Origin of the sequence: Streptomyces lacaronensis, from assembly GCF_047337785.1 — a bacterium.
Classification (GTDB): domain Bacteria; phylum Actinomycetota; class Actinomycetes; order Streptomycetales; family Streptomycetaceae; genus Streptomyces; species Streptomyces lycopersici.
Genome location: NZ_JBLHDK010000003.1, coordinates 8,837,833 through 8,855,401 on the forward strand (window position 1 = coordinate 8,837,833; position 17,569 = coordinate 8,855,401).

At 71.4% G+C, this 17,569-nt stretch carries 22 protein-coding genes; 11 read left to right on the forward strand and 11 right to left on the reverse strand.

Annotated elements, in window-relative coordinates:
• Positions 1–3 precede the first annotated feature (3 nt).
• Positions 4–606 carry a VOC family protein gene (locus ACMTAK_RS38080; protein WP_413810359.1) on the reverse strand — a complete coding sequence of 201 codons (603 nt, stop codon included), beginning with the start codon at positions 604–606 and terminating at the stop codon, positions 4–6.
• 10 nt (positions 607–616) lie between these two features.
• Positions 617–775 carry a hypothetical protein gene (locus ACMTAK_RS38085; RefSeq protein ID WP_413810360.1) on the reverse strand — a complete coding sequence of 53 codons (159 nt, stop codon included), beginning with the start codon at positions 773–775 and terminating at the stop codon, positions 617–619.
• 56 nt (positions 776–831) lie between these two features.
• On the opposite strand from ACMTAK_RS38085, the gene ACMTAK_RS38090 reads away from it, so the two are divergent.
• Both ACMTAK_RS38090 and ACMTAK_RS38095 read left to right on the forward strand, forming a co-directional pair.
• Positions 832–1,413, forward strand: a complete 582-nt coding sequence (locus ACMTAK_RS38090; RefSeq protein ID WP_413810361.1) for a Uma2 family endonuclease — start codon at positions 832–834, stop codon at positions 1,411–1,413.
• Between the two features lie 48 nt (positions 1,414–1,461).
• Positions 1,462–2,226, forward strand: a complete 765-nt coding sequence (locus ACMTAK_RS38095) for a sulfite exporter TauE/SafE family protein (protein ID WP_210948690.1) — start codon at positions 1,462–1,464, stop codon at positions 2,224–2,226.
• Here ACMTAK_RS38095 and ACMTAK_RS38100 read toward each other — a convergent pair.
• Both ACMTAK_RS38100 and ACMTAK_RS38105 read right to left on the reverse strand, forming a co-directional pair.
• Positions 2,208–2,420, reverse strand: coding sequence for a DUF397 domain-containing protein (locus ACMTAK_RS38100; RefSeq protein WP_413810362.1), 213 nt, complete (start codon positions 2,418–2,420; stop codon positions 2,208–2,210). The two genes, ACMTAK_RS38095 and ACMTAK_RS38100, sit on opposite strands and share 19 nt — an antisense overlap.
• Positions 2,399–3,379, reverse strand: a complete 981-nt coding sequence (locus ACMTAK_RS38105) for a helix-turn-helix domain-containing protein (RefSeq protein WP_413810363.1) — start codon at positions 3,377–3,379, stop codon at positions 2,399–2,401. Before ACMTAK_RS38105 ends, ACMTAK_RS38100 begins: the two co-directional genes overlap by 22 nt.
• 21 nt (positions 3,380–3,400) lie before the next feature.
• Here ACMTAK_RS38105 and ACMTAK_RS38110 point away from each other — a divergent pair, with 21 nt between their 5' ends.
• Together ACMTAK_RS38110 and ACMTAK_RS38115 are read left to right on the forward strand one after the other, a co-directional pair.
• Entirely contained in the window at positions 3,401–3,559 is a 159-nt protein-coding gene (locus tag ACMTAK_RS38110; protein ID WP_413810364.1) for a hypothetical protein, read from the forward strand.
• A 56-nt stretch (positions 3,560–3,615) separates the two neighbouring features.
• Positions 3,616–3,768, forward strand: coding sequence for a hypothetical protein (locus tag ACMTAK_RS38115; protein ID WP_413810365.1), 153 nt, complete (start codon positions 3,616–3,618; stop codon positions 3,766–3,768).
• A 171-nt stretch (positions 3,769–3,939) separates the two neighbouring features.
• Here ACMTAK_RS38115 and ACMTAK_RS38120 read toward each other — a convergent pair whose 3' ends face one another.
• Positions 3,940–4,536, reverse strand: coding sequence for a DUF308 domain-containing protein (locus ACMTAK_RS38120; RefSeq protein ID WP_413810366.1), 597 nt, complete (start codon positions 4,534–4,536; stop codon positions 3,940–3,942).
• A 209-nt stretch (positions 4,537–4,745) separates the two neighbouring features.
• Here ACMTAK_RS38120 and ACMTAK_RS38125 point away from each other — a divergent pair, with 209 nt between their 5' ends.
• A complete protein-coding gene (locus ACMTAK_RS38125) occupies positions 4,746–5,930 on the forward strand; it encodes a sensor histidine kinase (protein ID WP_413810367.1) in 1,185 nt (394 codons plus the stop codon).
• On the forward strand, positions 5,927–6,586 hold the full coding sequence (locus ACMTAK_RS38130; RefSeq protein ID WP_413810368.1) for a response regulator transcription factor: 660 nt from the start codon (positions 5,927–5,929) through the stop codon (positions 6,584–6,586). Before ACMTAK_RS38125 ends, ACMTAK_RS38130 begins: the two co-directional genes overlap by 4 nt.
• On the opposite strand, the gene ACMTAK_RS38135 is transcribed toward ACMTAK_RS38130, so the two are convergent.
• From ACMTAK_RS38135 to ACMTAK_RS38145, 3 genes are read right to left on the reverse strand one after another with little or no spacing between them, the layout of a single operon-like run.
• The gene (locus ACMTAK_RS38135) at positions 6,577–7,668 is read right to left on the reverse strand and encodes a LacI family DNA-binding transcriptional regulator (protein WP_413810369.1); all 1,092 of its coding nucleotides are present in this window, start codon (positions 7,666–7,668) and stop codon (positions 6,577–6,579) included. The genes ACMTAK_RS38130 and ACMTAK_RS38135 overlap by 10 nt on opposite strands.
• Positions 7,669–7,688: 20 nt before the next feature.
• Positions 7,689–9,455, reverse strand: coding sequence for a glycoside hydrolase family 35 protein (locus ACMTAK_RS38140; RefSeq protein WP_413810370.1), 1,767 nt, complete (start codon positions 9,453–9,455; stop codon positions 7,689–7,691).
• Positions 9,456–9,460: 5 nt separating this feature from the next.
• Entirely contained in the window at positions 9,461–10,774 is a 1,314-nt protein-coding gene (locus tag ACMTAK_RS38145; RefSeq protein ID WP_413810371.1) for an MFS transporter, read from the reverse strand.
• A gap of 248 nt (positions 10,775–11,022) precedes the next feature.
• Between ACMTAK_RS38145 and ACMTAK_RS38150 the strand changes: the two genes are divergently transcribed.
• The gene (locus tag ACMTAK_RS38150) at positions 11,023–11,769 is read left to right on the forward strand and encodes an SAM-dependent methyltransferase (RefSeq protein WP_413810372.1); all 747 of its coding nucleotides are present in this window, start codon (positions 11,023–11,025) and stop codon (positions 11,767–11,769) included.
• Between the two features lie 21 nt (positions 11,770–11,790).
• Here the strand turns inward: ACMTAK_RS38150 and ACMTAK_RS38155 are convergent, their stop codons facing one another.
• Entirely contained in the window at positions 11,791–12,177 is a 387-nt protein-coding gene (locus ACMTAK_RS38155) for a helix-turn-helix domain-containing protein (protein WP_413810373.1), read from the reverse strand.
• Between the two features lie 43 nt (positions 12,178–12,220).
• On the opposite strand from ACMTAK_RS38155, the gene ACMTAK_RS38160 reads away from it, so the two are divergent.
• Positions 12,221–13,324 (forward strand): methyltransferase domain-containing protein, encoded by a 1,104-nt coding sequence (locus tag ACMTAK_RS38160; protein ID WP_413810374.1) that lies wholly within the window; start codon positions 12,221–12,223, stop codon positions 13,322–13,324.
• A gap of 61 nt (positions 13,325–13,385) precedes the next feature.
• Positions 13,386–13,976: a TetR/AcrR family transcriptional regulator gene (locus ACMTAK_RS38165; RefSeq protein WP_413810375.1), complete on the forward strand. Its 591-nt coding sequence runs from the start codon at positions 13,386–13,388 to the stop codon at positions 13,974–13,976.
• 31 nt (positions 13,977–14,007) lie between these two features.
• Here ACMTAK_RS38165 and ACMTAK_RS38170 read toward each other — a convergent pair whose 3' ends face one another.
• Positions 14,008–14,937 (reverse strand): GNAT family N-acetyltransferase, encoded by a 930-nt coding sequence (locus tag ACMTAK_RS38170; RefSeq protein ID WP_413810376.1) that lies wholly within the window; start codon positions 14,935–14,937, stop codon positions 14,008–14,010.
• A gap of 172 nt (positions 14,938–15,109) precedes the next feature.
• On the opposite strand from ACMTAK_RS38170, the gene ACMTAK_RS38175 reads away from it, so the two are divergent.
• Entirely contained in the window at positions 15,110–15,490 is a 381-nt protein-coding gene (locus ACMTAK_RS38175; protein ID WP_413810377.1) for a GntR family transcriptional regulator, read from the forward strand.
• A 93-nt stretch (positions 15,491–15,583) separates the two neighbouring features.
• The gene (ddaH, locus tag ACMTAK_RS38180) at positions 15,584–16,372 is read left to right on the forward strand and encodes a dimethylargininase (protein WP_413813126.1); all 789 of its coding nucleotides are present in this window, start codon (positions 15,584–15,586) and stop codon (positions 16,370–16,372) included.
• Between the two features lie 45 nt (positions 16,373–16,417).
• Here the strand turns inward: ddaH and ACMTAK_RS38185 are convergent, their stop codons facing one another.
• A complete protein-coding gene (locus ACMTAK_RS38185; RefSeq protein ID WP_413813127.1) occupies positions 16,418–17,530 on the reverse strand; it encodes a DUF5925 domain-containing protein in 1,113 nt (370 codons plus the stop codon).
• Positions 17,531–17,569: the final 39 nt, after the last annotated feature.

Genomic DNA, 17,569 nt, shown 5'->3' on the forward strand with positions numbered 1-17,569 from the left:
GCGTCAGCCGTCGGCGGGCCGGGGCTCACCGCGATAGGTACCGAAGGACCACTTGTTGCCCTCCGGGTCGGCGATGGCGAATTCCCGGCTGCCGTACGGCTGGTCCTCGATCGGCCGGAGCACCCGCACACCGGCCGCCGTGAGGCGCCAGCGTGGCGAACCGGCCCTCCACGACTGGTGCTCGCACAGCCGCTCGCGAATGTCGACGGCCCGCTTGCCCAGCACGTCGGCCCCGGAGGTGACCAGGTCGTCGTCGGAGGCGAGCGCACCGGCCGGAAGCCCCAGCAGCGTGCGCGCCGCCAGCGGATGTACGGCCAGCTGCACTCCGGCCTCGCGGCCGGGCTGGACGATGTAGGCCGGTCGCTGGTGCAGCCCGCCCACGACGATCTCCTCCCGTGCCGCGCCGGGCCCCCGCGCCTGCTCGGGCGTGACGCCGCCGACGACGGGCCCGTCGAGGGAAAAGATCAGGGTCAGACAGGGCGAGGGCAGCACCCGGTGCAGCGTGGGCGGTATCCCCTGGGAGCGATACCCGACGGCGGTCACCACCATCCCACCGAGCCCGCACCCTAGCCCGGCCCGGGCCCGCACGAACTCCTGGCTGCTCATGCGCCCAGTATCACCCTGCGGGCGAGCTCGCTCGAAGGTCATGTTCCGCGTCGATCTCGCGCAGCTCCGCTTGAGCGGCAGCGCGCTCCTCCTCGGTGACCGGCCCGTGCTTCCCTTCGAGCCAGTCCATCAGTTCCAGCAGCCCGTCCCGCGTTCGCCTTGTCACCATGCGTGCACCTTAGCCGCACAGGTAGTGGTCACTGAGAGCGGCTACGCTGCGAGCCCATGGCCGTGACCCACGATCGTCCGCAGATGCTGCCGGAGGAGTTCGAAGCGTGCGCGCGGCTGGCGACCCGGGTGGCGGAAGGGACGCGGTGGGAGTTCCTCAACGGGAAGATCGGAGTTACGCCGAGACCTGATGGCGGCCATGGGCGGATCATCCAGTGGTTGGCGCGGATCTGCATCCAGGCCCATCCCGAGCTGTGGCTGCACGACCAGGGCCTCAAGGTCGAGACGTACCGCAATGGCCATGCTCGCCCCGACGGGACCCTCGCCCACAGTGACGCGTTCGTCGGCCAGGGGGAGTGGGCCGACGCCGATCCCGTCCTGATGGTCGTGGAGGTCACCTCGTACGACTCCGATACCGACCGCAGGGACCGGGTGGAGAAGCCACGGGCCTACGCCGAGACGGGCATCCCGGTGTATCTGCTGGTCGACCGGGAGGCCGGTGAGGTCACGGTCTTCAGCGAGCCCGACGGGGTCCGGTACGAGACCACCAAGACCGTGCCGTTCGGCAAGCCGCTCACGCTGCCCGCGCCGGTCGGCGTCACGCTCGACACCGAGCCGCTCCAGGGTTGGGTGCGCTGACGTCCCTGGCTCCCGTGCGGGCACGGTGGCCTGGAATGATCCCGTGGCATGTACACCGTTACCCTCTGGGAGTTCGCCGCGCTCGCGGCGGCATCCATACTCGTCGGCTTCTCGAAGACCGCCGTCAGCGGCGCCAATACCGTCAGCCTCGCGATCTTCGCGGCCGTGCTTCCGGCCCGGGAGTCGACCGGTGTGCTGCTGCCCCTGCTGATCGTCGGCGATGTGCTCGCCGTGGGCACCTACCGGCGGCACGCACACTGGGGGACCCTGCTCCGGCTGTTCCCGGCGGTCGCGGTCGGGGTCGTGGTGGGGACAGTGTTCATGCTGTGGGCCGGGGACGCGGAGGTGCGGACCTCCATCGGCGCGATCCTGCTGCTGATGGCGGGCGTCACGGTATGGCGGCGCCGTGCGGCCGCCCGGGCGGCGGCCCCGGAGGTCCCGGCCGCCGACGGGGCGGGCGCACGGCTCAAGGCCGGTTCGTACGGGGTGCTCGGCGGCTTCACCACGATGGTGGCCAACGCGGGCGGCCCCGTAATGTCGCTCTACCTGCTCTCCGCCGGTTTCCGGAAGCTGGGCTTCCTGGGCACCTCGGCCTGGTTCTTCCTGATCGTCAACGTCGCCAAGGTGCCCTTCAGCGTCAGCCTCGGCCTGATCGACGGCCGCTCCCTGCTCCTGGACGCGCTGCTGGCGCTCTTCGTCCTGCCCGGTGCGTACATCGGTAAGGCGTGCGTGGACCGGATCAATCAGCGGCTCTTCGAGCGGCTGGTCATCGCGGCGACGGTGCTGGGCGGACTTCAGCTGCTGCTGCGCTGACCCTTAAGGCTCGCTATGAAGGCGCTCCACGAGTCGTTGGGGAATCTGAGGGCGGGGCCGTCGGGGTTCTTGGAGTCGCGTACGGGGACGATGCCGGGGAGGTTGTCGGCGACCTCGACGCATACCCCGCCGTCGTTGTTGCTGTAGCTGCTCTTGCGCCACGAAGCGGTTCTCAGATCTGGGGCGGTTCCCATGAGGTCAAGTCCTTCATCACGGCTTGGATCATCGCCTCGGAGTCCCGTGGCGAGAGGGCCATGGCCCTGAGCAGATCGTAGTTCTTACGGAGCTTGGCGACCGCGCCCGAGTCCTCAATGAATCCGCCGCGATGGGGGCCTTCCTCGTAGGCGAGCGTCGGTTCATTGGGCAGTGTGTAGAGAACCAGAGTCCTGCCCGCATCCGGGTGCTGACCTGCGCCGAAGGGCAGGACCTGGATGGTCACGTGCGGTTGTGTTCCGCGCTCGATCAGGGACATCAACTGGTCGCGCATCACCTCAGGCTCTCCGGCGGCGCGGCGCAACGCGGCCTCGTCCACGATGAACCAGCAGTCAGGCGGCTGGACTTGGCTCAGTCGAGCTTGTCGGGCAAGCCTGGCCTTCGTCATCGCGTCGATCTCTGCCTCAGGGGCGTATCGGTTCCCAATGCGCAGAGATGCCCTCGCGTGTTCGGGAGTCTGGAGCAGACCTGGAATCGTGGCGCAGGCGTACTCCTCAATGGCCACCGCGTGCTTCTCAACCTCCATGACGCCCCGGTACTTGCTCTTGAACGGCTCATTCTTCGCCAGCGCATACAGTCGCGCGAACATCCCGTCCGTCCCAAAGCACGCGTCCAACTTCGCCGGAAGGTCGTCGTACGGCAGCGACTCCGCCGCCTCGATCCGGGCCAGGTGCGATTTGCTGTAGTTCAGCACCTCGGACAGCCGCCGCAGCGACATGTCCGCCTTCTCCCGGTGGCGGCGGATCTCCGCGCCGAAGAGGTCGCGGGCCGAGCGGTCGGGAAACAGTTCGCGTGGCTGGAACGGCATCGTGCATCCCCTCTTGTCCCGCGATCTTGGCTGGGACTTGTCGCCTCTTTCCAGCCTACGCGCCGGAACGCGACGGTATGTGCACTCAACGTAATTGGCCGACCGGAAAGACAGGTCAACGTGTTCGCACACACCGAATCCACCGCTCCACGGATGACCATGCGCGTCTACCGCGTCTCGCCGGACGGCGCGGTCGTGACGCAGGAGCTCGGCAGGGTGGTCGTCGTGGTCAAGGACAAGCTCGAACCCCTGCGGTCCAGCCAGTTCCCGCCCTGCCGCTGCCCGCGCCACCGCAAGGGGGCGGACCTCTGATGCAGCTGCATTGTGCATGCAATGCTGGTAAAGGCTCGTGCCGCGCAGGCCGGCAAGTGCTTCAGGCCTATGCGCCGGACGTGCTCGTCGGTGAGGCATCCAGGCTCACGCTCGCCGAGGTCGCGGCCCGTGCCGAAGCCGGGGCCAGTGCCAGCCTGAGCGCATCGGACGTGCTGGCCGCGATCGACGACGCGCGGGCAGGCCGTTGATCGTCATCGATTGCTCCGCGCTCGTCTTCTTCCTATGACGCCGAGTACGTCGCGCTTGCCGAAAGCCTGGCCGTGCCGTTCATCACCAGCGATACCAGGATCGCCAGGAGCGGGGTGGCGCGCTGTGAGATCGAGGCGCCTGGGGCCGCCCCCCCCTGTGACGCGGCTGCGTCACGCCTCCAGCCCCACGCGTCGGCCGCGGATGCTCAGGGCGATGACGGAGACGAGGAACCAGAAGGCGCCGAAGGCCGCGTATCCGGCGACGGTGGACAGGCTGCTCGTCGCCGAGGCGGACGTGGCGGCGACGGTGGCACCGGCGAGGACGGACTGTCCGCCGCTGATGACCATGGGCCACTGGGCGCCGACGGTGCGCCTGCGGCGGATCGCCACGGCGAGCTGGATCGCTCCGGAAAGGAGGGCCCAGACGCCGAACACGAGAAGGGCCGTCGTGATGGTGGAGAAGACGGCAATGATCATTCCGGTGGTGGTGGCGAGGCCGAGAGCCATGTTGATGGTGCTGACGCGGTTCCTGGAGCCGGTGCCCGCCATACGGCGCTCGAGCAGCGTGGCGATGACGTCCCACAGGGGGTAGATGATCAGCAGCACGGCCGCGATCACTGTGGGCCTGTCCGTCGACACGAGTGAGGCGGAGGTCGTGAAGACGAGTGCGGCCCAGACCAGGGAGAAGGCGACCCGGATCAGGTAGAGCGATCGGAGCCCGGAGGGCGTCGCCGTGGTCGTGGCCGGAGTTACGGTGGTCTGAGTCATCGGGCGTCCCGTTGTGATCGAGATGGTGTGAGGCGGTCGCCTCGATGACGAGTCTCAGCGGCCTCGGGAGGGGCCGTGTACTTCGATCGAAGTAGTTCTGCCATCCATTTCGATCGAATGAGATCTGCCGTCTCCATCGGCCGAAGCCGGTTCGCCGTGTACTTCGTTCGAAGTACACGGCCGCAGCACACGGGAACGAGAATCAGGCCATGGTCAAGGCGCAGAACAATCAGGACGGGCCCGCGGCGCCCCTGTGGGTCCGCCGCCCCGAGGTGCTGCACCGGGTCGCCTATTCCGTGGCCGCGCTCGTGTTCACCGGGCAGATCGTGGCAGCGGTGCTGAGAGGGTCGGATGGGCCGACGGCCCTCTCCGTGGTCCTCGCCGGTGGCGGTGTCGCCCTCTCATGGTGGAAGCCGTGGGCAGGACTGGTCGTGACGAGCGCGGCGTCCTTCGCCGTCACAGCGGTGGGCCACGACCCCCTGTCGGTGTGGATGATGGCGGTGCTCGTGCTGTTCTCGGTCACCCTCAGGGGAAAGCAGCCGCTGGCCGGAACCGGCATCGTGGCGGCGTTCTTCCTGGGGGCGTTCATGACGCTGGGAGGGTTCCGTGGCGGCGCGATCGTGGGAGCCGCCGCCCTCTTCTCAGCGATAGCGGGCGGTGCGACAGGGGCCGCGCTCCGCATCCATCGAGACCACTGGTGGATCCTGGAGGAACGGGCCGAGAGCGCCATCGCCACCCGCGAGATCGAAGCCATCCGACGAGTGACCGAAGAACGGCTCCGCATCGCCCGGGACCTCCACGACGTCATCGGCCACCAAGTCGCGATGCTGAGCCTGCATCTCGGTGCCGCGGAGATCGGGCTGCCCGAAGGCGCCGAGTCTTCCCGGCAGGCCCTCGTCTCGGCCCGGTCCAGCGCCCGCACCGTCGTCGTCGAAACGCAACGGATCCTCGCGCTCCTCCGCCTCGGGGACGACACTTCCGGCGACGAGGCGCTCCGGCCGACCCCGGCGCTCAGTGGCCTGGAAGGGCTTATCGCCTCGTTCGAGAGCATCGGCCTCGACGTCCGGCCCTCCATCGACATTCCCGCCGGTTTCGTGGAGCCCAGTGTCGGCGTGACGGTCTACCGGGTCGTTCAAGAAGCGCTCACCAATGCCTACCGGCATGGAGAGGGGACGGCGACGGTGGATGTGCGCGAGCGCGACGGCAGGATCTGCGTCACCGTGGAGAACCGCGTCGGTCATTCACTCCGCGGCTCCGACGCGGGCAGCGGACTCGGACTCGTGGGAATGCGCGAACGCGTCGAGTCCTCCAGCGGGCGGCTGACGATCGACAGTGACGACGGACGGTTCCGGGTGCATGCGGAGTTCAGCCCGCTGGGAGCGGTCGTCCGATGACGCGGATTCTGATCGTCGACGACCAGGACGACATGAGGGCCGGCATCAGAACGATGCTTCTGCCCGACCCGGGTCTCGTTGTCGCGGGTGATCTCTCCGATGGACTCCAGGTCGTCCCCTTCCTCCGGGACCACCCCGTCGACCTGGTCCTGATGGACATCCGGATGCCCGGCATCGACGGTGTCGAAGCCACCCGCCGGATCCGCGAAGAGCACCCGCCCGAAAAGCTGCGGGTGATCGTGCTGACCACTTTTGACCAGGACGACATCGTTCTCGCCGCCCTTCGCGCGGGCGCCAACGGTTTCCTGAGCAAGACCGTGAGCCCTGCTGAACTCGTCGCCGGAATCAACGAGGTCGTCGGCGGTGGCGGTGCGCTGTCGGCCGCCGCGACGGCCGCGCTCATCGGTCATATGACCCACAGCCCGCCCCCGGTGATCGACCAGGAGCTGCTGAGGCGCTTCGACGCCCTGACCCCCAGGGAACGGGACGTGGTCGTTCTCGTCGCGAGCGGTCTCGGCAACGACGAGATCGCGGCCCAGATGTCCGTGTCGCCGTTCACCGTGAAGACGCATGCGGTGCGGGCCATGACGAAGGTCGGCGCACGTGATCGGGCGCAACTCGTCTCGTTCACCTTCCGGGCCGGCCTCTACCCCTGAGCCTGCCGAGCGGAACCCCGTAACAGGTGGCCACAGCTCTCGCGTACGACCAGCTCCGTGGGGATCGTCACCCGCACCCCCGGCTCGGGGGTGCGTTCCAGTTGGTCGAGCATCAGGCTCAGACAGCGGCGGCCGATCTCCGCGAAGTCCGTACGGATCGTGGTGAGCGGGGGGAGCAGATGCGCGGCCTCGGGGATGTCGTCGTAGCCGATCACGCTCACGTCCTCGGGGACCCGGCGGCCCGCCTCGTGGAGGGCGCGGAGGACGCCCACCGCCATCTGGTCGTTGGAGACGAACACCGCCGTGGCGTCCGGGTCGTGGGCGATGCGGCGGCCCAGGTCGTGGCCCGAGTCCGCGCTCCAGTCGCCGAAAAGCGGCTCGTGGGCCTCCGCGCCCGCTTCCCTGAGGGCGGCCCGCCAGCCGTCCACCCGGGCCTCGGCGGCGATCCAGCCGACCGGGCCCGCGATATGGCGGACCGTGCGGTGGCCGAGGCGCAGCAGATGTTCCGTGGCCTGGCGGGCGCCGGACGCGGAGTCGCCCGCGACGACGGGGAAGCGGGTGCCGAAGCTCTTGTCCAGGGTGACCATGGGCCTGCCGTGGTCGGCCTCGACCAGGGCCTCGCCCACCGAGCGCTGCGGGGCGATCGCGATGATGCCGTCCGCGCCCTGGCCGAGCAGCCGGTCGACGGCGCCGCGTACCGCCTCCTGGTCGGCGGCGGTGAGCGCGATCGTGCTGACCAGATAACCGGCTTCCTGCGCGGCCTCGTTGATGCCCGCCAGCGTGGCGGCCGGGCCGAAGCGGGCCGCGTCGAAGGAGATCACGCCGAGCGTCCGGCTGCGGCCGCTGGCCAGGGTGCGGGCGCTGGCGGTCGGGCGGTAGCCCAGTTCCCGCATGGCGGCGCGGACGCGTTCGCGGGTCTCGGGGCGGACCCGGGGGTGGTCGTTGAGGACGCGGGAGACGGTCTGGCCGGAGACCCCGGCGCGGCGGGCGACGTCGGCCATCACGGCCCCGCCGCCCGCCGTCGCCCGGCGCCGCCGGACGCGCTGGGGGCCGCCCGACTCGTCCTCCGGCTCGCTCCCCATGTGGTTTCCCCTCGTGTGTCTCAGTTCTCGTCCGTCCAGCCCAGGTCGGGCTCGTCCGTCAGCCGTACCGTGCGCGTCGTCGCCGCGTGCAGCTCCAGCAGGACCAGCTCGTTCGTTCCCGGCCGCAGCACCGGCGCGGGCACGTAGAGACGGCGCTGCGGACCGCGCGACCAGTAGCGGCCGAGGTTGAAGCCGTTGATCCAGGCCACGCCCTTGGTCCAGCCGGGCAGGGCGAGGAACGCGTCGGCGGGGGTGTCCACCGTAAAGGTGCCACGGTGGAAGGAGGGACCGGCGACGGGGGTGTCCGTGCCACGGAAGGGCAGTTCGGGGAGGTGATCCAGGGGGAGCGGGTGGCAGGTCCAGTTCTCCAGGGGCTCGCCGTCGAGGGTGACCGGGCCGGTGATGCCCTTGGGGTCGCCGATGCGTGGCCCGTAGTTCGCCCGGCCCATGTTCTCGACCAGGACGTCCAGCCGGGCCCCGTACTCCGGGCTCCGGACATGCAGCGTGTCCTCGTGGCGCTCACGCTCCAGGACGCCCGCCGGGGCGCCATTGATGAAGACCTGCGCCCGGTCGCCCACCCCGCCCGTGAAGTGCAGGACGCGGTCGCCGAGCGCGGGCAGCTCCGTGCCGTAGAGGACGAAGCCGTACGCCTGGCCCAGCCGCTCCATGGTGGGCGGGTCGGTGAACTGCTCGCCGGGCGACAGGAATTCGGCGCAGACCAGGGCGTTGGCCGAGTCCGTGAGCCGTACGTCGGTCGGCGGCAGCTTGGGCGAGGGCTCCGGGACGGGCTCGTCGGGGACGGCGGCGTGGCGGGCGATGACATCGCGGAACGCGGCGTACTTGGGGCCCGGGTCGCCGCATTCGGTGAGCACCGCGTCGTAGTCGTAGGAGGTGACGGCCGGGGTGTAGGCGTGGTCGTGGTTGGCCCCGGCCGTGAAGCCGAAGTTGGTGCCGCCGTGGAACATGTAGATGTTCACCGACGCGCCCGCCGACAGCAGCTTGTCCAGGTCCGCCGCCGCGTCGTCCGCCGCCCGTACGTGGTGTGGCTCGCCCCAGTGGTCGAACCAGCCGATCCAGAACTCCGCGCACATCAGCGGCCCGCTCTCCTGGTGGGTGCGCAGCACCTCCAGCGAGTCGCCGATCCGGCCGCCGAAGGTGCCGGTGGTGAGCACTCCGGGCAGGCTCCCGGCCGCCAGCTTCGACTTGTCCGCCTGGTCACAGGTGAACAGCAGCTCCTCGACGCCACGGGTGCGCAACGCGTCGGCCAGCTGCGCGAGATAGGCGGTGTCGTCGCCGTACGCCCCGTACTCGTTCTCCACCTGGACGGCGATCACCGGACCGCCGCGTGCCGCCATATGGGGAGCGAGGGGCGGCAGGAGCAGATCGAGGTACGCGTCCACGGCGGCGGTGAAGCGGGGGTCGCGGCTGCGCGGGCGCAAGCCCGGCTGGGCGGTCAGCCAGGAGGGCAGCCCGCCGCCCTCCCACTCGGCGCAGATGTAAGGACCGGGGCGCAGCAGTACGCGCAGCCCCTCGGCGTGGGCCAGCTCGAGGAAGCGGGGGAGGTCGAGCAGCCCGTCGAGGTCCAGGGTGCCGGGGGCGGGCTGGTGGAGGTTCCACGGGACGTAGGTCTCCACGGTGTTGAGCCCCAGCAGCCGCGCCTTGCGCAGCCGGTCGGCCCACTGGCCGGGGTGGGTGCGGAAGTAGTGGAGGGCGCCGGAGAGGATCCGGAAGGGCTCACCGTGCAGGAGGAAACCGTCGTCGGAGAGCGTCAGGGCGGCGGCGGGCATGGGCGTCAGGAGGTCCTTTCGGCGGCGGGGGCGGGCTCGTCGGGTGGGGGTGGCGTGGGGCGTGGGGGTGGCGTAGGGAGTACGGACGGGGACGCGGCGCGGATCAGCCATCCGGTGGTGACCAGGCACACCGCGGAGATGGCGCAGAGGATCAGCGGTACGGCCCGGACGCCCGCGAGTTCGATCGCCTTGCCGAGCGCGGGCGGTGCGGCGACCCCGCCGACCATCGAGGCCGCCATGACCAGCGCACCGGCCCGCTGGGCGCGCGGCGCCGCCCGGAGCAGCCAGGGCAGCCCGGTGGGGAAGATCGGCGCGATGAACAGCCCGGCGCCCGCGTAGGCGTACGGGGCCGCGGCGGGGATCGCGGCCAGCAGCAGGCACCCCGTCATCCCCGCGCAGCTCACCGCGATGATCGCCTGGGCGGACCAGCGGAGGGCGAGCGGGGCGACGAGGAAGCGGCCGACCGTCATCATCAGCCAGAAGGCGGAGGTCGCGGAGGCGGCGGCGGTCGCCCCGTAACCGATCGTCTCCAGGTGGGTCGGCTCCCAGCCGCCGACGCCGGACTCGATGGCGACGTGGAGGACGTAGAGGACGACGAAGGCGGCCAGGACGGTGGCGAGGCTGCGGGCACGGACGTGGCGGCGCGCGCCCGCGCCCGCGTCGCTGTCCCCGTCCGCTCCCGTGTCGCCGCCGCGCGGCGGGGCCTCGTCGCGCACCCCGGCCAGACACAGCAGCAGCGGTAGCGTGAGCGCGGCGAAGCCGAGGAAGACGGCGGGGTAGTGCGCGGCCCCGACCAGGCCGATGAGGGCCGGGCCGAGGACGGCGCCGATGCCGAAGTGGGCGTTGAGGATGTTGAGCATGGCGGCGCTACGGTGCCCGAAGCCGACGGCGAACAGCTGGTTCAGCCCGTAGTCGATCCCGCCGAAGCCCAGCCCCGCGAGGAGCGCAAGACCCAGGGCGAGCGGCCAGGTGGGCGCGAGCGCGAACCCGGCCGCGCCACCCGCCATGAGCAGGTAGGACCAGCCCAGCAGCCGGCGGTTGCCGATCCGGCCGAAGAGCCGGTCGAAGCCGAGGACACCCGCCACCGCGCCGATGAAATGCGCGCTCAGCCCCATCCCGGCCGCGGATGGCGACAGCCCGTAGGTGTCGCGCAGGGCGGGGATCGACGGCCCGTAGAGCGCCTGGAGCGCGCCGATGAGAACGAAGCCGACGCAGGAGGCGGCCACGGCGGCGCGGCTGAAGAGTTGGGGAGGTGGTGGTGAGGGGGTTCTCGTTGGTTGCTCCAAGGAGTCCACGAGGGGGAGTGTTACCGCTAACATGCGGGCCGTCAAGGGTGTGTGGCGGCTGTTGGCGGGCGCCGCTACGGGGTGTCCGGCGGATTTCTCCCCTCCCCGCCCCTTCCCGTTACCAGTGGCTTCGCCCCTGGACCCCGGGGGTCTGGGGGTAGACCCCCACCACGCGGCGGAGCCGCGTATCGATGCCGTGGGAAGTCCTGGGCGGCCCCCGAGACGGAACCAAGCCCGGAAAACAACCTGCGGACCGGGACGGGTCTTGCCACGCTGTGCGGATGGACCGTCAACGGAGATCCCATCTCGCGCACGCCGACCATCCGATCGCCGCCCCGATCGCCGACGAGTCGGTGGCCCGGCTGCTCGACCGGGCGGTGGCGGACGAGGCCGACCGCGCCCTCGACCTCGGCTGCGGAGGCGGCGCATGGCTGCGGCGGCTGCTGGTCCGCTATCCGTGGATGCGCGCCGAGGGGGTGGACATCCACACCGCGGCCCTGGAGCAGGCACGCGAGGGCGCGGAGGAATCCGAGGTCGCGGACCGGCTGATCCTCCATGAGATGGACGCCGCGGTCTTCGCCTCGGCGCACCGCTTCGACGTGGTCCTGAGCGTCGGCGCCGCGCACGCCTTCGGTGGCCTGCTGCCCACTCTCGCGGCGGCGCGCGAACTCCTCGCCCCGGACGGGCATGTCCTCGTGGGCGACGGCTTCTGGGAGCGCGAACCCGACGCCGCCGCCCTCTCCGCGCTGGGCGCCACGTGGGACGACTACGCGGATCTCGCGACGACCGTGGACCGCGTCGTCGCGGACGGCTGGACGCCGGTCTACGGCCATGTCAGCACGCCCGGGGAGTGGGACGACTACGAGTGGTCCTGGACCGGCTCCCTCTCCCGCTGGGCCCTGGACCACCGCGAGGAACCCGACGCCCTGGACGCGTACAAGGCCGCCGCCGAGCACCGCTCCCAGTGGCTGTCCGGCTACCGCGGCACGCTGGGCTTCGTCACGCTCGTGCTGCGGCGGAGTCCCTGACCGCCAGAGCGATGGCGGTGCCTACGCGGCCTCGTGGGCGGTGAGCGTCACCTGTGCGTCGGCCTCGTCGATGGCGATGTTCAGCGACGCGTTCAGCCCCTTGGCCAGCTTCGCGAGGAGGGGCAGTGTGGGCACCGTGTCGGAACCCTCGATCCGGGAGACCTCGGCCTGGGTCAACCCGGTGCGGGCGGCCAGCTCGGTCTGGGACAGCCCCAGCTCCATCCGGCGGTCGTAGACGACTTTGGCCAGCGCCATGGACAGGCGGTGCTCCTGACGCTCCTGCTCGACCTCGGCGGACTCCTGGTACCCCTCGGCAAGCTTCCGCTCGCTCGCCCGCTTCCAGCGGCTGTGCAACGCGTCGTTCATGTCGTGCACGATATTCGCGACATGGGCGACGAGGGTGCTCATCCATACGAAGGGCGTTGTCAGTGGTCGATGCGAGCATCGCGGTATGTGTGCAGAGAGCTCGACCAGCGCCTACTGGGACGCCGCCGCCGTGGGCTTCGACGATGAGCCGGATCACGGGCTGCGGGACCCGGCCGTGCGGGAGGCGTGGGCCGGGCGGCTTCGCGGGTGGTTGCCCCAGCGGGGCGCGGATGTGCTTGACCTCGGGTGCGGTACGGGGAGCCTCGCGTTGCTCGCGGCCGAGTGGGGGCATCGGGTGACGGGGATCGACCGGTCGCCGCGCATGGTCGAGCTGGCGCGGGCGAAGCTGGCGGGGACGGGGGCCAGTGTGCTCGTCGGGGACGCGGCGGAGCCGCCCGTGGGGGAGGGGCGGTTCGATGTCGTGCTGGTGCGGCATCTGCTGTGGATGCTGCCGGATCAGCGGGCGGTGCTGCGGCGTTGGGCGCGGCTGCTGCGGCCGGGTGGGCGGCTGGTGCTGATCGAGGGGCGGTGGGGCGAGGCCGAGCCCGTCGGGCTGACCGCCGCCGAGCTGTCGGCGATGGTCGCGCCGTTGACGGAGCGGCTGTCGGTCGAGGAGCTCGCGCCGGACGCGGCGCTGTGGGGGCGGGCCGTTCGCGACGAGCGGTATGCCCTGGCGGCGGATCTCGCGCCGGTTCGGCGGCATCGGGAGATCGTCGATGTGCATCTGATTCTGCGCCGGGGCGGTGATGTGCTGCTCGCGCGGCGGGCGAACACGGGCTATGCGGATGGGCTGCTGCATGCCCCGTCCGGGCATGTCGAGGACGGTGAGGACGTGCGTGCCGCGATGCTCCGGGAGGCGGCCGAGGAGATCGGGATCGGCCTCGGCCCGGACGAGGTGCGGGCCGTTCTCGTGTTGCAGCACAAGGCGCCGGCCGGGGACGCCCGTACGGGGTGGTTCTTCGAGGCGGAGCTGGGGGAAGGGGGGCGCGAGCCCGTCAATCGGGAGCCCGGGAAGTGCTCCGAGCTGGGCTGGTTCCCGCTGGACGCGTTGCCGGACGACATGGTGGCGTACTGCCGCGCGGGCCTCGAGGCGTATCGCGCCGGGCACCGCTTCGCCCTCCACTGGCATGAGCCGGACGACCCCATCGCGTACGCCCCCGAGGGGCCCGATCGGCTGACCCCGCTCTGACGGTCGGAGGTTATGGGACGTTGTCCCGTTTCGTTAGACTCGGCCGCGGAGGGAGCGTGCGGTGAACGACGACGATCGAGACGCGGAGCGTGCGGCCCGGCCCAAGCGGGCGGACGCGCGGCGCAATGAGAAGGCGCTGCTCGAGGCCGCCGCCGCGGTGTTCGTCAGCTCGGGCGTGGAAGCGCCGATACGCGACATCGCGGCCAAGGCCGGTGTCGGGACGGCCACGATCTACCGCCACTTCCCGACCCGGGCCGACCTCATCGTCGCCGTCTACCGGCACCAGGTCGAGGCCCTCGCCGAGGCCGCCCCCGCGCTGCTGGCGGGCGGCGAGACCCCGCACACCGCACTGGGGCGGTGGATCGACCTCTTTGTCGACTTCCTGGTCACCAAGCACGGCCTCGCCGCCGTGCTCCAGTCCGACGACCCCTGCTTCGACCCCCTGCACTCCTACTTCATCGACCGGCTCCTGCCCGTCTGCGATCAGCTGCTCGACGCCGCGGTCGCCTCCGGTGAGATCCGCTCCGGCCAGGACGCCTATGAGCTGATGCGCGGCGTCGGCAGCCTCTGCGCGGGCGCCGGCAACAACCCCCGCTACGACGCACGCCACCTCGTCGGGCTGCTCATCTCGGGGCTGCGCCAATCGCGCTGACGCGGTTACGCGCTGACGCGGGTTGACGCGGTTACGCCGAGAGCTCCCGTATGCAGCGCCACTCCGTGGCCGCCGGTTCGTAGCCGAACCACTTGTTGACCGCCAGCATCGGACCGTTGTCGCCGTCGTTGCCGGTGAACGCCTCCCGGCAGCCCGCCGAGCGGGCGCGGTGGAGCGAGTCGTTCTTGGCCAGCTTGGCCAGACCCCGGCCGCGGAAGGCGCGGCGGGTGCCGGTCATACCGGACCAGTAGCGGCCCCGGCCGTCCGTGTGGGCCACGCTGTAGGCGGCCACCGTGCCGTCCACCACCGCCACCGACGTCAGCTCGCGGTCCAGCGCGGGATGTTCCCAGGTCAGGGCCAGCCACTCGGCGTATGGCGGCGCGGCCGTGTCCACGTCGCCCGGCTCGTCCACCGTGCACTCCACATCCGCCTCGTACAGCGGATGCGGATCGTCCGCGAAGTCCGCCGCCGTGCGCAGCTCCAGCCCGTCCGGGAGGCCGCCCAAGCTCAGCGGCGGCAGCGCCGCCGCCGTCAGGTCCAGCCGCTGGACACGGGAGCAGCGGCCGCGCCGATAGCCGCGCCGCTCGGCGAAGGTCACCGAAGACGCGTCGTCCAGCGTCCAGGCGAAGATCTTCGCCGTGCCCAGCCCGGACAGATACTCCTCCGCCGCGTTCACCAGCGCCGACCCCGCGCCCCGTCCGCGCGCCCCGGCGATCACGGTCGTATTGGCGAAGGCGAGCCCCGGCTCGTCGCTGCCGTGGAAGACGCCCATCTCGCTCGAGCCCACCACCTGCCCGTCCGCCTCGGCGACCAGCAGCCGGTAGTGCTGTTCGACGGGCGCGCTCTCCGACTCCCAGACCACCGTCCGGGGCGTGGTCACCAGATAGGGGAAGGCGGAGCGCCGCGCCGCCACCACGGCCTCCGCGTCGGTGGCCCGGAAATCGCGCACAGTCATGGTCATGGTTGCGCAGATTACGGCCTGTCAGCCCCGCCCGCCCGCTAATTTCCGCAGCTCGTGGGCTAGATCACCGAGGCCGTGCGGTTCCCCTCGGCCTGGCAGACGGTTCCCCTCGGCTTGACACACAATGGGTGCCACAAACACCGTCCCGCACCCACGCCCCAGGAGCCCCAACGTGGCCTTGCAGATCACCGTCGACCAGGACGCGGCGACCGCCCCCTTCGAGCAGATCCGCGCGAGGATCGCCGAGCTGGCCCACTCCGGCGCGCTTCCCGTGGGCTACAAGCTGCCCACCGTACGCGGCCTCGCCGAGGAGCTGGGGCTGGCCGCGAACACCGTCGCCAAGGCGTACCGGGCCCTGGAGTCGGATGGTGTGATCGAGACCCGCGGCCGCCACGGCACCTTCATCGCGGCGGCGGGCGACGCGACCCTGCGCCGGGCCGCCGAGGCCGCCCAGACCTACGCCCAGCGGGCGCGGCGGCTGGGCCTGGACCGCGCGGCCGCCCTCGCCACCGTCGAGGACGCCCTGCGCGCGGTCTACGGCGACTCCGAGTGACTCGGCCGGGGTGGCTCCGGCCGTGGCCGGGGTAGCTCCGGCAGCGACCCCGCCTGACATGCTGTCCCCATGACCAGCGCGCTGCCCAATCCCATGACCGGCCGTACGACCAGCCGTAAAGCCCTCGTCCGGCGCCCCAGCCCCCGCCTCGCCGACGGGCTCGTCACCCATATCGACCGCACCCCGGTCGACCCCGCGCTGGCCCTGCGGCAGTGGGAGGTCTACGTCGTGGCGCTGCGCGCGCACGGCTGGGAGACGGTCGAGCTGCCCGCGCTGGACGACTGCCCGGACGGGGTGTTCGTCGAGGACACCATGGTCGTCCACCGGAACGTCGCGGTGATCGGCCGCCCCGGAGCCGAGTCCCGCAGGCCCGAGACCGCGACCGCCGAGGAGGCCGTGACCGCCCTCGGCTGCTCGCTGAACCGGATCCGCGAGCCGGGGACGCTGGACGGCGGGGACGTCCTGAAGATCGGCGACACCATTTATGCGGGACGCGGCGGACGCACCAACGGCGACGGCATCCGCCAGCTGCGCGCCGCGCTGGAGCCGCTGGGCGCGCGGGTGGTGGCCGTACCGGTCAGCAAGGTGCTCCACCTGAAGTCGGCGGTCACCGCGCTGCCGGACGGCACCGTCATCGGCTACCCGCCCCTCGTCGACGACCCGGCCGCGTTCCCCCGGTTCCTCCCCGTCCCCGAGGAGTCCGGCGCCCATGTGGTGCTGCTCGGCGGCGGCAAGCTGCTGATGGCGGCGAGCGCGCCGCGCAGCGCCGAGCTGTTCGCCGACCTCGGCTATGAGCCGGTGCCGGTGGACATCAGCGAGTTCGAGAAGATGGAGGGCTGTGTGACCTGCCTGTCCGTACGGCTGCGGGAGCTGTACGGCTGAGCCGGCCCCCGGTGGGCGTCTCGTGGACGCCCCCCGGTGGGCCGCTCAGAGGTACAGCCCCGAGTTGGACTCCGCCGACTGCGACGGCACGGCGGGCGGCCGGGTGCCGCGCCGCAGCGCGTACAGCTCCGCGAGCGTCGCCCCGTCCCGCCCGATGACACCTTCCCGGTCGTCGACCTCCCCGCCGAGCCAGGTGACCGCCTCCGGCCGCGTCAGCTTGCCGACCTCGATCCGGGCCAGACACCGGCCGGGTCGGACCACCGCCGGGTGCAGCCGCTCCAGATCCTCGTTGGTGGTCACCCCGACCAGCACGTTGCGCCCCTGGCCGAGCAGACCGTCCGTCAGGTTCAGCAGCCGGGACAGCGCCTGCCCCGCGGTGTGCTTGGCCTCGCCGCGGATCAGCTCGTCGCAGTCCTCCAGGAGCAGCAGCCGCCAGCGTCCCTTGGCCGTGCCGTCGTCCTCGCCGATCGCGATGTCCATCAGATAGCCCACGTCGGTGAAGAGCCGCTCCGGGTCCAGGACGCAGTCCACCTGGCACCAGTCCCGCCAGGAGCGGGCCAGGGTGCGCAGCGCCGAGGTCTTGCCGGTGCCGGGCGGGCCGTGCAGCAGCAGGAGGCGACCGGCGATGTCGTCCGGGGTGACCTTCATCAGCCCGTCCATGGCCTCGGCCACCGGCGCCGTGTAGTTGCCGCGGATCTCCTCCCAGGTCCCGGCCGAGATCTGCCGCGTGGTGCGGTGCGGGCCGCGCCGCGGCGAGACGTACCAGAATCCCATCGCCACGTTCTCCGGCTGCGGATCCGGCTCGTCCTCCGCCCCGTCCACGGCCTGGTGCAGCACCTTCTCGGCCAGGGCGTCGTCCACGGCGGTCACGGTCACGTCCGCCCCCCGGTTCCACCGGGAGATCAGCAGGGTCCAGCCGTCGCCCTCCGCGAGCGTCGCGCTGCGGTCGTCGTCACGGGCCGCGCGCAGTACGGTCGCGGACGGCGGCAGCAGCGTGGCGCCCGACCTCACCCGGTCGACGGAGTGACTGCGGGCGTACGGCTGCTCGCCGGTCGCGAAGCGTCCCAGAAAGAGCGCGTCGACGACATCCGACGGCGAGTCGCTGTCATCGACGTTCAGACGGATGGGAAGGGACTTTTCGGCGGGTGTCGTAGGCAGGGTCTGCCTCCTGAGAACGGGGGGCTGGTGCGTCGGGCA

Excerpts from the sequence above, each read along its gene's own strand:
- ACMTAK_RS38080 (WP_413810359.1), bottom strand. The coding sequence starts at position 606 with ATGAGCAGCCAGGAGTTCGTGCGGGCCCGGGCCGGGCTAGGGTGCGGG.
- ACMTAK_RS38085 (WP_413810360.1), bottom strand. The coding sequence starts at position 775 with ATGGTGACAAGGCGAACGCGGGACGGGCTGCTGGAACTGATGGACTGG.
- ACMTAK_RS38090 (WP_413810361.1), top strand. The coding sequence starts at position 832 with ATGGCCGTGACCCACGATCGTCCGCAGATGCTGCCGGAGGAGTTCGAA.
- ACMTAK_RS38095 (WP_210948690.1), top strand. The coding sequence starts at position 1,462 with ATGTACACCGTTACCCTCTGGGAGTTCGCCGCGCTCGCGGCGGCATCC.
- ACMTAK_RS38100 (WP_413810362.1), bottom strand. The coding sequence starts at position 2,420 with ATGGGAACCGCCCCAGATCTGAGAACCGCTTCGTGGCGCAAGAGCAGC.
- ACMTAK_RS38110 (WP_413810364.1), top strand. The coding sequence starts at position 3,401 with ATGACCATGCGCGTCTACCGCGTCTCGCCGGACGGCGCGGTCGTGACG.
- ACMTAK_RS38120 (WP_413810366.1), bottom strand. The coding sequence starts at position 4,536 with ATGACTCAGACCACCGTAACTCCGGCCACGACCACGGCGACGCCCTCC.
- ACMTAK_RS38125 (WP_413810367.1), top strand. The coding sequence starts at position 4,746 with ATGGTCAAGGCGCAGAACAATCAGGACGGGCCCGCGGCGCCCCTGTGG.
- ACMTAK_RS38130 (WP_413810368.1), top strand. The coding sequence starts at position 5,927 with ATGACGCGGATTCTGATCGTCGACGACCAGGACGACATGAGGGCCGGC.
- ACMTAK_RS38135 (WP_413810369.1), bottom strand. The coding sequence starts at position 7,668 with ATGGGGAGCGAGCCGGAGGACGAGTCGGGCGGCCCCCAGCGCGTCCGG.
- ACMTAK_RS38140 (WP_413810370.1), bottom strand. The coding sequence starts at position 9,455 with ATGCCCGCCGCCGCCCTGACGCTCTCCGACGACGGTTTCCTCCTGCAC.
- ACMTAK_RS38145 (WP_413810371.1), bottom strand. The coding sequence starts at position 10,774 with ATGTTAGCGGTAACACTCCCCCTCGTGGACTCCTTGGAGCAACCAACG.
- ACMTAK_RS38150 (WP_413810372.1), top strand. The coding sequence starts at position 11,023 with ATGGACCGTCAACGGAGATCCCATCTCGCGCACGCCGACCATCCGATC.
- ACMTAK_RS38155 (WP_413810373.1), bottom strand. The coding sequence starts at position 12,177 with ATGAGCACCCTCGTCGCCCATGTCGCGAATATCGTGCACGACATGAAC.
- ACMTAK_RS38160 (WP_413810374.1), top strand. The coding sequence starts at position 12,221 with ATGTGTGCAGAGAGCTCGACCAGCGCCTACTGGGACGCCGCCGCCGTG.
- ACMTAK_RS38170 (WP_413810376.1), bottom strand. The coding sequence starts at position 14,937 with ATGACCATGACTGTGCGCGATTTCCGGGCCACCGACGCGGAGGCCGTG.
- ddaH (WP_413813126.1), top strand. The coding sequence starts at position 15,584 with ATGACCGGCCGTACGACCAGCCGTAAAGCCCTCGTCCGGCGCCCCAGC.